Below are 12779 nucleotides of genomic sequence, written 5' to 3' on the forward strand. Positions count from 1 at the left end.
AGGGTGTTTGCCATCACGCTACCGGATTGTGCATGGGCGCGGGGCTTTTCTCGAAACGGCCCAGGTGCAACATGATGGCGGGCATGATGAGCAGATTGAGCAGGGTGGAGGTGACCAAGCCGCCGACGATGATGGTGGCCATCGGGCCTTCTATTTCACGTCCTGGCTCGCCGCTGCCCAGCGCCAGCGGCAAGAGCCCGATGCCGGTGACAAGGGCGGTCATAAGGATAGATGGCAGGCGTTCAGAGGCGCCGCGGATGGCGGTTTCCAGATTCCATTGCAGGCCTTCATGGTCAATCAGGTGTTGGTAATGCGAGATAAGCATGATGGAGTTGCGCAGGGTGATGCCGAACAGGGTGACGAATCCGACCATGGAGCCGATGGATATCCAACCGCCTGTCAAGATGACGGCAAGGATACCGCCGATCAGGGCGAACGGCAGGTTGAAAAGGGTGAGCAGCAGGTTGCGCAGGTTGCCTAGCGCAATATAGAGCAGCAGAAATACTCCACCGAAGGTGAGCATGGAATGTATGGCCAGCTCCTGGTTGGCTTCGCTACCAGCTTGTGCTTCGCCGGTGAAGGCGAGATAGTTGCCGGGGGAAAGGGTGACTTCGCTATTGATTTTCTGGCGCGCTTGCGTATAGAAGGCGCGGATGTCGCCTTCCTTGACGTTGGCGGTGACGGTCTGGATGCGCTTGGCGCCTTGGTGCAGGATTTTGGATTGGCCATTTTCCTGGCGGATATCGGCAACGTCCTTGAGTTCAAGCATGCGGCCTTCATTGTTGCGCAGCGGCAGCTTGCCGACCTGCTGGATATTTTGTCGGACATTAGGATCAAGCACGACAGTGACACCGATGACGCGATTGCCGTGATAGACCTGGGTGACTGGCATGCTTTCATAGGCAATGCGCACGGTATCCAGCACGTCGGCGGGGTGCAGGCCGAATTGCAGGAGTTTTTCTGGCAGCAGCCGGATGACCAGTTGTGGCGTGCCGGGCGGGGACTGGATCATGACATCGGTGGCGCCCGGCGTATCGGCCAGGGCTGCGGCGATGGCGGCGGCATCGCGGTTGAGGCTGTCGAGATCGCGTCCGAAGATATTGACTACGAGCGCAGCGGCATATCCCGAAATGGTTTCCTCGATGCGCTCGGTGAGGAAGGTATTGATGGCGAAATTGACGCCGACAAAGCCGGGATAACCAGGGCCATCATCATCCATGCCTGAGAGTTTTTCGCGGATGTCTTCCAGGATACTCTCTTGTTTCCGACCAGAAAGTCTGGGTGCCAGCTCGATCTCGAATTCGCTGTAATGCGTGCCGAAAGTATCGGCGCCATTGGGAGCGCGGCCTACCCACTGGGCTACGGAGCGTATGCCATCGATTCCCATGAGGACTTCGGTAACTTTCTTGCCGATGCGCAGGGATTCCTTTTCCGAGGTACCGGGTACGGCAGTCATGTGCATGATGAAGTGGCCTTCATGCAGGTTGGGAATGAACTGGGTTTTGAATAGCGGCAGGGTGCCCAGGCCGAGCGCAATCAGCATCAGGGTCACCCCGACCAATATCTTGTAATGCTGCTCGATATGACGCAGGCCGCGCACATAGTGGCGTTTGATGAGACGAATGGCTGGAGAATCCTCCGTTTTCAGGTGGCTAGCGTTGCCGAGTAGCAGAAAACAGAGCGCGGGTGTGATGGTGAGAGCAATCACCAGCGAAGCCATGATGGCGGCGATATAGGCTATACCCAGTGGGGCAAACAGCTTGCCGGCGACGCCGCCAATGGTGAGCAGCGGCAGGAATACCAGGGCGACGATAAAGGTGGCATAGACTACTGAACTGCGCACCTCCATGGAGGCCTGGAAGACAACCTGGTGCAATGGGGCAGGGTTGAGCAGCAGACGATTTTCGCGAATGCGGCGAAAGATGTTTTCCGAATCGATAATGGCGTCGTCCACCACTTCGCCGAGCGCGATGGCCAATCCCCCCAACACCATAATATTGAGGCCGGTGCCGAAATATTGCAGGACCACAATAGCAGACAGGAGCGATAAGGGAATGGCGGTGGCGGAAATGAAGGCCGCGCGCGCGTTGAAGAGGAACAGGAACAAGATGCCGATGACGAGGAAAGAGCCGATGAGGATGTCTGTTTGCACACTCTTGATGGCGACATCAATGAAATTGGCCGGACGAAATAACTGGGGATACAGGACGACTTCTCTTGCGTCCAATATAGGCGCCAGTTCCACCAGTGCTGCTTCTACATTCTCGGTGACGCTTTTGGTATTGGCGCCTAGCTGCGATTGCACCGAGAGATAGATGCCGGTCTTGCCGTTGATAGCGGCGGCGCTGATGGAAGGCGCGGCGCCTTCAGCCACGGTGCCGATATCGGCAATACGCAAGGTCTGGCCAGAGGCATGCAGCAGGGTAGTGCGCGCCAATTGTTGCGGCGTCAGCGTCTGGCCTTCGGTATTGATGATGATGCGCTGGTTGTTGTTCTCGATGAAGCCCGCGCCGCGGATGGCGGTATTGCGGCTGACCGCCTCTGCGACTTGCTGCAGCGAGAGGTTGTAACGCACCAACTTGGCAGGATCAACCTGGATCTGGAACTGGCGCACTTCGCCGCCGAATACGTTGACGTCAGCCACGCCCTGCACGGACATCAGATGCGGCTTGATGGTCCAGTCCACCAGGGTGCGCAGTTCGCTGAGGCTCCTGACATCCGAGGTCAGGCCGATGCCCAGCACGGTGCTGGCGGAGGAGGTCAGCGGCGTGATGTTGGGTACAATGCCGTTGGGCAGCATGCCATTGAGTGTGGCGAGCCGCTCGGCAACCACTTGGCGATTGCGGTAGATATCGGTGGAATCATCAAAAATCACCGTGATGACGGACAGGCCGGGGATGGATTGCGAGCGGATGCTGGCAATGCCGACTGTACCAGCAATGCCGTTTTCCAGCGGCTGGGTGACCAATGATTCGACCAGTTCGGCCGACAGGCCGGGAGACTCTGTCTGGATGACGAGCTGGGTAGGGGCGAATTCGGGAAACACATCCAGATGGCTGTGGCTTGTGCGGTAAAGGCCATAGACCACCAGCATGATAGCCAATGCCATCATCACGCCGCTATGGCGGATGGAAAAGCGGATGAGGGCTGACATCATGGTTTCAGCTCCTAATCATCATTCTCGTTGGTGATCTGGTACTTAAGCTCTTCGGAGAGCAGGAGCTGCGCGCCATTGGTGACAATGGCATCTCCGGATTTGAGTCCGGATGCATTCTTCTCCGGGATAAACCAGCCGTTGTTGCTTTCCATATCAGTATGAATGGGTTCCCGGACGAATTTTTCCATATCGTATCTGTGATATACCCAAGCCTTGCCGCCATACCAGACCACGGCATTGTGAGGCACGATGACGCCGCTGGCCGTGTTGGCGCTATCCAGGTATTGCGTGTTGAGGCGCATGCCAGCACGCAGGTTTTCTGCCGGGGCGGTGTAAAAATAGGTTTTTCCTTGCAGCAGCGGGTCTGCCTGTGGCGAGGAAGCAAGCAGTTGGGCGGCAATGGGCGTGAGTCCGCTGCCTACGGGGGCGACGTGCAGGGTTGCTGCAGGTTGGGTCTGTTGCGTAGGCAGGGTGATGCGCAGCAAGACCTGTTTATATTCGAGCAATGCCTTGATGACAGGCGCGGGTTGTGATTCCAGCGCACCCAGCCCCAGGCGCTCGCCCCATTGCTGAAGGGCGGCGTGGCGCAAGTTGTCCAGAGCGGCCTCATGAGACTGTACCTTGGCGATGTCGCCTTTATAGAGAGCTTCAGCGGCTATCAGCATCCTGTCTGAGACATTGCGGTCATGCTGGTTGAGCAATACCAGGCGCTCATAATCATTCTGGCTGTTGTTCAGCGAAGCCTTGGCAGCCGCCAGTTCGCCCAAGGTATTCATGTATTGCATGCGCAGGTTTAGCAATCCTTCCAGGCTCACCACTGCCCCAAGGCCCTCCAATGAAGGCTGGTATTTTGTTTGGGTCAGGGATTCAGTACGGATATCGCTTTGTAGCTGGGTTTCAGCGCTCAAGATAATGGTGCTGATACCAGATTCGGTGTGGACGCGTTGCGGGCTTTCAATTTCCTCCTCTTCATTGAAGGCCTCGAATTCATCTTTGCTGAATATCACCAGCAGCCAGAGCAGGATCACGATGAGGCATGCCTGGACAATGATGACGGCAGCGGCTTTTTTATTCATGGCGTGGCTTCCTGCAAGGTCTGGCGGGAGGGAGATTGGCGCGGGACGGCTGGCAGTGGGGTAAGATTTTCCAGCGGCAATTGCATGCTGTCTTCAAGTGCAGCCGCGGCACGTTGTACCTGGTATTCCGCCGCCAGCAGGCGTTGTTTGGCGAGCACGCCTTCCAGTTGATGAGTGACGAGTTCCAGCCGGTCGGCAAAGCCATGTTCAAAACGCAGGTTGACCTGCTGCGCTTGAGATAGCTGCGCTTCATGTAGAAGGCGCGCCTGTTCCAGTGCTTGCAGGGCAGAGTGGTAGCGGCTTCGGGCGCTGTCCATCGCGGCAATGACTCTGGCTTGCAAGGCCTCAAATTGCGCAGCTTCGGTTTCGCGCAAGGCCTTGGCTTCCGCAATCTGGCCCTGGTTACGATGTAACACGCTCAAGAGGCTGCTGATGCCGAGCGACCAAATATGGAATCCTTCTTCATAGTTATAAGCAGGTTCCAGGCTGATATCGGGATATTGCCGGGCAATTTCCAGCCGTAGCCGCGCTTCGCTGGCTGCGTAACTGGCCAAGCCGGCCCGGATATCCAGACGATTGAGCAGGGCGGCGTCCTGCGCAGCCGGGTTGAGCGGATTTGCCAGTTCCACATTATGTTGAGCTACAAACAGTTGGTCTGCAGATGCTAGTTTGAGCTTGAGCTGGTCAAATTTATCCAGCGGGAGTCCGGCGTTGCTGGCGAGCTGGGCTTTTAGTTCATCCATTTTGCCGCGCTCTTCCACCAGTGATTGCTGAACCTTTTGCCATTGCAAGCGGGCATTGCTTAACTCGACGCTGGAAATCATCCCGGCCTGCAAACGCTCGGTCAGCATGGAAACGATTTTTTCACGCAAAGCCGATTCCTGCTCCAGCATGGAAAGAGCTTGATGAGCCGCGCTGAACTCTATCCAGCTGGAAAGCAGACGATGACGCAGATTCCAGGCGGTCTGGGCAATATTGAGGCGCGCGCTCTCGGAAAGCTGGCTGGCCATGTCTATTCTTGCCTGGCGCTTGCCTGCGGTTTCGATCGGGATGTTGAATCCTAGGCTGTAAACTTCGGTGGCACCGGGCTCGTTGCGATGGCCTGCTCCGGTGGAAATGCCTGGATTGGGGCGTTGTTGCGCAGTGGTGATGGCTGCTGTGGCGCGGCTGAGCTGGGCACGTGCCACGTCAAGATCGGGATGGAAATATAGCGTACAGAACAACAGCTCTTGCCAGTCCCATTGCGCAGGCACATGGTCATAGCCAGACTCCTGCAGGTAGGCAAGAAAGCCGCTATCTTGTATATCGTGTACCCGGAACGAGACTTGGCCTTGTTCTGCAGCCAGGGGATGCGCCTGGTATTGCTGATAGCCGCATCCTGCGGCCAGTAGGCTGCACAGAATAATAGTTGTTGTCTTTAATCCGGGCGATGATGATTTTATTGTTTTCATCGCACTTGTTGTTCACTCCAAACGCGATAGTACAGCGTGAGAAGAGGGGAGGCAATCGGCAATGTTGCCTTAAGAATGGAAGAATGAGCGAGCGCTAAGGCATCATCCTAAATTCAGTAAGGAGCAGGTGTTGGAGAATGTTGTTTCGGATGAAAACAGGACTGACACTTAACCCGCGATCACTGCCTGAACTGAATTCAGGGCATCCTGCAAGGTTTCTTCAGTGAGGGTGTTGATATTGCTGGCGAGCAGTTCTGCTGATTCTTCGGTGCCGGGTGGCAGGGCATGGCTGTCCAGTTCGGCTACCAGGCTTGCGGCAGCGCCTGCCACTTTCAGCAATGCCTGTCGCTCGCGCATGAGTATTTCCAACTCTGTCCGCAGCATGTTGATTTCATCTTGGTTGATCGTGCTTTGCATGTGCTATTTTCTTCAGGATGGTTCTGGATAGCTGTGATGTTGGCTGTCTTTCCTGCCTGTGTCAAATCAGCGGGCGCAAGTAGGAAAGACAGAGATTACGCCCCATCCCGGCAACGCTTATTCCCGCTTTAGGAGAATGGTAATCAGCAGGGTGGAGTCAGCCAGTGCCTTGACCGTGTGTGCGTCATTCTCTTTCAGGTAGACCAGGGTATTGGCTTTCAATAGTTGGGTTTGTCCACAGCAGACTAGTTCAACCTCACCCTCAATACACTGGATTGTGAGCGCGCCCGCAGCAATATGCTCGGGCGTAGCCTTGCCAGCCTTGAGCACGAAGCGAAACACCTCCAGATGGTTTTCACGGATCAGGGTGGCGGAGGTGGCGCTATCAAAATTGCCCCCAAAGGGGCTGATGTCAATGATCTCGCCGGGAACACAGTGTTGGATACTCATGATGGTCATCCTCCATTCAGATTTAAGTACCTTTGGGATTTATCTTGGCTGGGCCTGTTTTTTGAACAAGCCCAGCGCGATCTGGGTAGCAATCGCCACTGCGCCAACGATGAACACGACATCGCCGATGGTTCTGATCCAGCGCAGGGTTTGCAGATGCGCCTGCTGCATGAACTCTTCGCTGCGAGCATACCATAGGCCTTCAGTAAAACTGGCCTGGAATTGCATGAAGCCTATCGGCAGCAGGCTGGTGAAGATCATCAGCAGCAAACCGATATTGAGCGACCAGAAGCCGGTTTTCATGAGCTTTTCGTTGAAGATCATATGAGGATGGATATAACGCAGCACCAGCAGGACGAAGCCCAGGGCAAGGAAGCCATAAACCCCAAACAGGGCGGCATGCGCATGCACGGCGGTAGTGTTGAGCCCCTGAATGTAATACAGGGAAATTGGCGGGTTGATTAGGAAGCCAAACACGCCGGCCCCGAGCATGTTCCAGAACGCGACGGCTGCGAAGCAGCACAGCGGCCAGCGCAGGTTGTTGAGCCAAGGCGCGCGGGTGTGGATATGCCAGTTATGCCATGCTTCATGGCCTAGCACCAGCAGCGGCACTACTTCAAGCGCGCTGAAGGTGGCCCCTATAGCCATGACCGGAGTAGTCGTGCCGGAGAAATAGAGATGGTGGAAAGTGCCAGGAATGCCGCCCACCATGAACAGCGAGGCAGAGGCCAGGCTGGCGGTGGTCGCCATGGTGCGCGACACCAGGCCCAGCGACATGAAGATATAGGCCAGTGCAACAGTGGCGAAGACCTCGAAGATGCCTTCCACCCACAGGTGCACCACCCACCAGCGCCAGTATTCCATGACTGAAATATTGCTGTGTTCGCCATAGAACAACCCCGTGCCATAGAACAGGCCGATGGCAACGACAGAGGCGGTGAGCAGCGCCAGCAAGTTCTTGTCGCTATCGCCTGATTTCAGGGCGGGAACCATGCACCTCAACATCAGGCCCAGCCACAGCAACAGGCCGATGAACAGGGCAGCTTGCCAGAAGCGACCAAGGTCAAGATATTCATAACCTTGGTGTCCGAACCAGAAGTTGAAATTGATCGGCATGATATTGGCAATCGCGGTGTATTGGCCGAGGAAGGAGCCTACTACGACGATCAGTAGTGCCACGAAGAGGATATTCACGCCCAGCTTTTGGTAAGCCGGGTCACGTCCGCCATTGATGATGGGGGCGAGGAACAAGCCGGCAGCCAGAAAACCCGTGGCTATCCAGAACAGGGCGCTCTGGATATGCCAGGTTCGGGTGAGGGCATAAGGGAACCACTGGGATACATTCACCCCATAGAACTCTTGCCCTTCCACGGTGTAATGCGCGGTAAAGCCGCCAATGAACACTTGGAACACCAGCAGCGCCGCCACGATAAAGAGGTATTTCCCCAATGCACGCTGGGAGGGTGTGAGAGTAAAGCCGGAGATAGGGTCGAGCTTTCCCGCTACCGGCACGGTTTCATCTTCCTTGCGCAGGATGGACCAGGCCAATACCAGAAAGCCAACACCTGCCAGCAACAGCGCCACGCTGCCGATGGACCACAAGATATTCTCGCTGCTGGGAACGTTGGCGATCAGCGGCTCATGCGGCCAGTTATTGGTATAGGTAATCTTGCTGTCAGGACGTTCGGTAGCTGCCGCCCATGCGGTCCAGAAAAAGAAATTGGATAGTTTCTGCCGATTCTCCGTGCCAGGCAGGGTGTTGTCCTTCATGGCGAAGGCAACACGTGTTTGCTTGAGCGCAGGGTCATCCGAGAACAGGGCTTCGTAATAGGCAGTGGTCTGTTGAATGGCCTCGGCCCGACGCGGCGTCAGCGTCAGGGTGCCAGTGTCGTCCAGCTTGTTGCCGCGGTATTCCTGCCTGAGCATTTCGCGCAGTCCGGCCTGCTGGATGGCATCAAGGTCTTGATAAGCTTTTTGGTACATGTCGTTGGCCGCGATATCCAGCCAGGCCACCAACTCGCGGTGCAGCCAGTCCGCCGTCCAGTCAGGCGCCTGGTAAGCGCCATGCCCCCAGATGGAGCCGATTTGCATACCACCGATGGATTGCCAGCGGGATTGTCCTTGTAGGATGTCATCCCGGCTGAATTCCAGACGCTGATCAGTACTCACCACTCTTTCGGGAATTGGAGGAGCCAAGCGGTAAATTTCTGCTCCGTAATAGCCAAGAATAGTGAGTGTGATAGTCAGAACGGCGATGAGGGTGAACCAGAGCTTCTTGTAAGCGCCCATTTATTCTTTCTCCTTGAGGTTGGCTTATGGTTTGGCGCGATGGGATTGCGGCGCTATACCATTTTTATTTTAGGGATAATATAACCTGAAATTGCATCAAAAATGAAAGAATCCATGGGATTTTTATGGGATTAGTCCTCAAGATTGTTTGCCTCGGATATCAAGTAGCCTCTGGTACTGATGATATTCAGCTCGCATTTAAAATACTTTCTTAAAAATCGCTGGCATTTTTGTTTTGATATGCGATAATGGCGCCCCTATCGATTCCCCGATAGCTCAGTCGGTAGAGCAACGGACTGTTAATCCGTGTGTCCCTGGTTCGAGCCCAGGTCGGGGAGCCAAACTACCAAAAGGTCTGCGCAATGCGGACCTTGGCAAACTATAGAGCAAGCGAAAGTGGCGGAATTGGTAGACGCACTGGATTTAGGTTCCAGCGCCGCGAGGCGTGAGAGTTCGAGTCTCTCCTTTCGCACCATAATATTTTCCTTTATTATCGTGCAGTGTCAAAATCCGCATAAAAACGCAGTTTCTGGTCAATGACTTTGCATCTGTTGACGTTTCATGTGTAAGTTTATAAGAACAAATTCCCCACAAATTACACATTTGACGAAAATTCTTCCATCTGAGAATTACATCTAATTCTCATCTGTAAAAAAACAGCTCCGGTCAGCAATATGGAGTAAAGGCATCCCGTATAATTTAAAGCTATGTCCGTATTAGTCACGATTATTCTGGTGTGTATTGCTGGCGGGGTGCTGAGTGTGCTCACTGCGGCAGTGTTCGCGCTGAAAGCCAAGCCTACCTGGGTGCCTATGCTGGTAAGTTACGCGATTGGTGCGTTGCTGGGGGCGGTATTCCTGGAAATCCTGCCGCATGCATTCGAGATATCCAGCAGTACTGAATCCATGTCTGCTACTGTGCTGTTGGGCATATTATTGTTTTTCATGCTGGAAAAGCTGGTGTTGTGGCGGCATTGCCATGGCGATGATTGCGAGATGCACGCAGGCCATGCGCATCATCAGCACGACGGGCACAACCATGATCATGGTCGTAGCGGGATGATGATCATGATCGGCGACACTTTTCACAATTTTGTGGATGGCATATTGATTGCCGCTGCATTCCTGGTTGATGTGCGCCTGGGGTTTGTCACCGCGGTAGCTATCATTGCCCACGAAATTCCGCAGGAAGTAGGCGATTTCCTGATTTTGTTGCATTCCGGCTATAGCAAGAAACAGGCTCTACTGTTCAATCTGGTGTCCAGCATGGCAACAATGGTGGGCGGGGTAGGGGCGTATTTTGCATTGGGCCTAGTTGAGAGCTGGGTTCCTACTATTCTTGGATTGGCAGCTGCCAGCATGATTTATGTGGCAGTGGCAGATTTAATCCCCGGTTTGCATAAGCGCACCGAGTTGCATGCTACCTTGCAACAAGTCGGGTTGATCGGGCTGGGTATTGCCTCCATTTGGCTGGCTAGTGCGTTGGTGAGTTGATCAGTACTTCCCTGAGCAGGGTGGCTGATTCCTTAATATTGACTAAGTATGAATAGATGATGAGTTTGCAAAGTCCAAAAGTTGGTTTTGTGTCCTTGGGCTGTCCCAAGGCGTCCTCCGATTCGGAGCGTATACTGACCCAATTAAGAGCCGAGGGCTACGCGATTTCCGGCAGCTATGACGATGCCGATCTGGTGGTAGTCAATACCTGTGGTTTTATCGATAGCGCGGTTGAGGAGTCGCTGGATGCGATTGGCGAGGCGCTAGCTGAAAATGGCAAGGTGATCGTGACCGGATGCCTGGGAGCGAAAAGCGATGTGGTCAAGGCTGCTCACCCCGACGTGCTGGCGGTGACCGGTCCGCATGCCTTGGAAGAAGTCATGACGGCGGTACATGCCCACCTGCCCAAGCTGCATGATCCTTATACCGATCTGGTGCCGCCACAGGGAATACGCCTGACGCCGCAGCATTATGCGTATCTCAAAATTTCCGAAGGCTGCAATCATCGTTGCAGTTTCTGCATTATTCCTTCCATGAGAGGAGATTTGGTGAGCCGTCCGATAGGCGAGGTAATGACGGAGGCAGAAAATCTCGTCAATGCCGGCGTGTCGGAATTGCTGGTGATTTCACAGGACACCAGTGCTTACGGCGTTGATGTGAAATATCGTACTGGCTTCTGGAATGGCCGCCCGGTCAAAACTCGGATGACGGAGTTGGCGCGTGCGCTTGGTGATTTCGGCGTTTGGGTGCGCATGCATTATGTCTATCCCTATCCGCATGTGGATGAAATTATCCCGTTAATGGCGGATGGCTTGATCCTGCCTTACCTGGATGTGCCGTTTCAACATTCCAGCCCACGCATACTCAAGGCAATGAAGCGCCCGGCCAGCAGCGAGAACAATCTTGCGCGCATCAAGGCATGGCGCGATATCTGTCCGGATATCACGATTCGCAGCACGTTCATTGTCGGCTTCCCCGGCGAAACCGATGAGGATTTTGAGCATTTGCTTGATTTTCTCCAGGAAGCCCAACTGGACAGGGTGGGGTGCTTCGCCTATTCAGCGGTGGATGGTGCGGCGGCCAATGCGCTTGATCAGCATGTGCCGGAATCGTTGAAACAGGAGCGCCTGGCGCGCTTCATGGAGGTGCAGGAAGCAATTAGCGCGGAAAAACAGAAGGCCAAGGTCGGGCGTATTGAAACCGTGTTGATTGATGAGGTGGATGGCGATGAAGCCATAGGACGCACTGCTGCGGATGCGCCGGAGATTGACGGTGTGGTGTATTTGTCTGGCGCGGATGGATTGCAGCCTGGCGACCTGGTTGAAGCGCAGATTGTCAATTCAGATGGACATGACCTTTGGGCTGCGCCGCCTGCGCGGAACTGAAACTGAACTGGGCCTGGAGGTAAGAGAACGAACGCCTGACTTAGCTGAATAGGTCGGGCATGATGGGCGCGGGGCGTTCCGAGTCCGCACGGTCTTCCAGAAAATCCAGGGTATGCGGGCAGCGCGTCGGATTTTTCATGAGTTTACGTTTTTTGCCTGTCGAGTGAAGATTGACATACGGCGTCTGGCTGATGCGAATATAACCCGAAGCCTGTAGTTTTTCCGGAGTGGTTTCGAACAGGCTGAGTGGATTATCTATGTTCTGCAGGGTGAGGGAGCTTTTGCCAACCTTGAGCACGTGATACATGACAAACTTGTTGCCGGTTTGTTTGCCATAGATCTCGCCGCTGTGAATATCCAAGATTTTGCTTCCCAATAATTTTTCGAATCATATCGTTATGGAAAAGACTTTACAAGGTTCATGAAATCAGCGGCTGATCTGGGTGACGCGTCTCAGGTTGATATGCTGCCTGATCAGATCGTAGGCCTGGGAACGATACCCCAGGTTGGAATTATCCTTGATCCACATATGGATGACGCCACCAAAAAACATGTGCGTATCCATTGCTAACGCAGCTGGATCCAAATCTGGATGAATCTGTCCTTTTTGTTTTGCCTTTTCGTAAAGTAGTTGTGTTTTTGCCACAAACACGCGGCAGTAGATGAGCAGTTGCTGTAGCACATCGTTGAACTCATCGACATATTCACATTTTGCCATCATGATTTCATAGGTCTGCCGGGTAGAGCAATCCTGTTCCAATGTCTTGATGGTATTGACGAAAATATGTTCGATGCAGGCAAGCGGATCTTCTGACTGCGGGTCAAGGATGGCAGCGTCTATATGTTCGATGAAAGGGCGCATGGCCTGGTCGCGCATAGCCTGGAATAGCTCGATTTTGTTGGCGAAGTGCCAATATACGGCGCCGCGAGTAACTTGGGCATGGGTGGCGATTTGTTCCATGGTGGAGTGGCTGACGCCTCGTTTTGCGAAGACTTCACGCGCAGCAGTGATGATCCGCTGGCGGGTGAGTTCAGCATCTTCTTTGGTTTTTCGAGCCATG

At 54.3% G+C, this 12779-nt stretch carries 10 protein-coding genes and 2 tRNA genes; 4 read left to right on the forward strand and 8 right to left on the reverse strand.

The features are described from left to right. Window positions 1–13 precede the first annotated feature (13 nt). From V7Z75_RS03435 to V7Z75_RS03460, 6 genes are all read right to left on the reverse strand, one after another. The gene (locus V7Z75_RS03435) at window positions 14–3157 is read right to left on the reverse strand and encodes an efflux RND transporter permease subunit (protein WP_334107213.1); all 3144 of its coding nucleotides are present in this window, start codon (window positions 3155–3157) and stop codon (window positions 14–16) included. An 11-nt stretch (window positions 3158–3168) separates the two neighbouring features. Continuing rightward, window positions 3169–4233 carry a hypothetical protein gene (locus tag V7Z75_RS03440; RefSeq protein WP_334107214.1) on the reverse strand — a complete coding sequence of 355 codons (1065 nt, stop codon included), beginning with the start codon at window positions 4231–4233 and terminating at the stop codon, window positions 3169–3171. Next, window positions 4230–5684: a TolC family protein gene (locus V7Z75_RS03445; RefSeq protein ID WP_334107215.1), complete on the reverse strand. Its 1455-nt coding sequence runs from the start codon at window positions 5682–5684 to the stop codon at window positions 4230–4232. Before V7Z75_RS03445 ends, V7Z75_RS03440 begins: the two co-directional genes overlap by 4 nt. A 168-nt stretch (window positions 5685–5852) precedes the next feature. Continuing rightward, window positions 5853–6101: a hypothetical protein gene (locus V7Z75_RS03450; RefSeq protein WP_334107216.1), complete on the reverse strand. Its 249-nt coding sequence runs from the start codon at window positions 6099–6101 to the stop codon at window positions 5853–5855. Between the two features lie 117 nt (window positions 6102–6218). Further along, window positions 6219–6551, reverse strand: a complete 333-nt coding sequence (locus tag V7Z75_RS03455; protein WP_334107217.1) for a cupin domain-containing protein — start codon at window positions 6549–6551, stop codon at window positions 6219–6221. 39 nt (window positions 6552–6590) lie between these two features. Then, window positions 6591–8840, reverse strand: coding sequence for a nitric-oxide reductase large subunit (locus V7Z75_RS03460; RefSeq protein WP_334107218.1), 2250 nt, complete (start codon window positions 8838–8840; stop codon window positions 6591–6593). A 265-nt stretch (window positions 8841–9105) separates the two neighbouring features. Here V7Z75_RS03460 and V7Z75_RS03465 point away from each other — a divergent pair. The 4 genes from V7Z75_RS03465 to rimO all read left to right on the forward strand — a co-directional run bounded on the left by V7Z75_RS03465 (window position 9106) and on the right by rimO (window position 11718). Further along, window positions 9106–9181, forward strand: a tRNA-Asn gene (locus tag V7Z75_RS03465). Between the two features lie 49 nt (window positions 9182–9230). Beyond that, a tRNA-Leu gene (locus tag V7Z75_RS03470) sits at window positions 9231–9315 on the forward strand. A gap of 232 nt (window positions 9316–9547) precedes the next feature. After that, complete coding sequence (locus tag V7Z75_RS03475; protein WP_334107219.1) at window positions 9548–10333, forward strand: ZIP family metal transporter; 786 nt, start codon at window positions 9548–9550, stop codon at window positions 10331–10333. Between the two features lie 59 nt (window positions 10334–10392). Further along, window positions 10393–11718 carry a 30S ribosomal protein S12 methylthiotransferase RimO gene (gene rimO / locus V7Z75_RS03480; RefSeq protein ID WP_334107388.1) on the forward strand — a complete coding sequence of 442 codons (1326 nt, stop codon included), beginning with the start codon at window positions 10393–10395 and terminating at the stop codon, window positions 11716–11718. A 40-nt stretch (window positions 11719–11758) separates the two neighbouring features. On the opposite strand, the gene V7Z75_RS03485 is transcribed toward rimO, so the two are convergent. Together V7Z75_RS03485 and V7Z75_RS03490 are read right to left on the reverse strand one after the other, a co-directional pair. Further along, complete coding sequence (locus tag V7Z75_RS03485) at window positions 11759–12079, reverse strand: hypothetical protein (RefSeq protein WP_334107220.1); 321 nt, start codon at window positions 12077–12079, stop codon at window positions 11759–11761. A 66-nt stretch (window positions 12080–12145) separates the two neighbouring features. After that, a complete protein-coding gene (locus tag V7Z75_RS03490) occupies window positions 12146–12778 on the reverse strand; it encodes a TetR family transcriptional regulator (RefSeq protein ID WP_334107221.1) in 633 nt (210 codons plus the stop codon). Window position 12779 lies beyond the last annotated feature (1 nt).

Origin of the sequence: Methylobacillus sp., from assembly GCF_036844465.1 — a bacterium.
Taxonomy (GTDB): Bacteria; Pseudomonadota; Gammaproteobacteria; order Burkholderiales; family Methylophilaceae; genus Methylobacillus.

What these genes read in the sequence shown, in the direction of transcription:
- rimO (WP_334107388.1), top strand. Translation starts at nt 10,393, where the DNA reads ATGAGTTTGCAAAGTCCAAAAGTTGGTTTTGTGTCCTTGGGCTGTCCC.
- V7Z75_RS03450 (WP_334107216.1), bottom strand. Translation starts at nt 6,101, where the DNA reads ATGCAAAGCACGATCAACCAAGATGAAATCAACATGCTGCGGACAGAG.
- V7Z75_RS03460 (WP_334107218.1), bottom strand. Translation starts at nt 8,840, where the DNA reads ATGGGCGCTTACAAGAAGCTCTGGTTCACCCTCATCGCCGTTCTGACT.
- V7Z75_RS03490 (WP_334107221.1), bottom strand. Translation starts at nt 12,778, where the DNA reads ATGGCTCGAAAAACCAAAGAAGATGCTGAACTCACCCGCCAGCGGATC.
- V7Z75_RS03440 (WP_334107214.1), bottom strand. Translation starts at nt 4,233, where the DNA reads ATGAATAAAAAAGCCGCTGCCGTCATCATTGTCCAGGCATGCCTCATC.
- V7Z75_RS03435 (WP_334107213.1), bottom strand. Translation starts at nt 3,157, where the DNA reads ATGATGTCAGCCCTCATCCGCTTTTCCATCCGCCATAGCGGCGTGATG.
- V7Z75_RS03455 (WP_334107217.1), bottom strand. Translation starts at nt 6,551, where the DNA reads ATGAGTATCCAACACTGTGTTCCCGGCGAGATCATTGACATCAGCCCC.
- V7Z75_RS03445 (WP_334107215.1), bottom strand. Translation starts at nt 5,684, where the DNA reads ATGAAAACAATAAAATCATCATCGCCCGGATTAAAGACAACAACTATT.
- V7Z75_RS03475 (WP_334107219.1), top strand. Translation starts at nt 9,548, where the DNA reads ATGTCCGTATTAGTCACGATTATTCTGGTGTGTATTGCTGGCGGGGTG.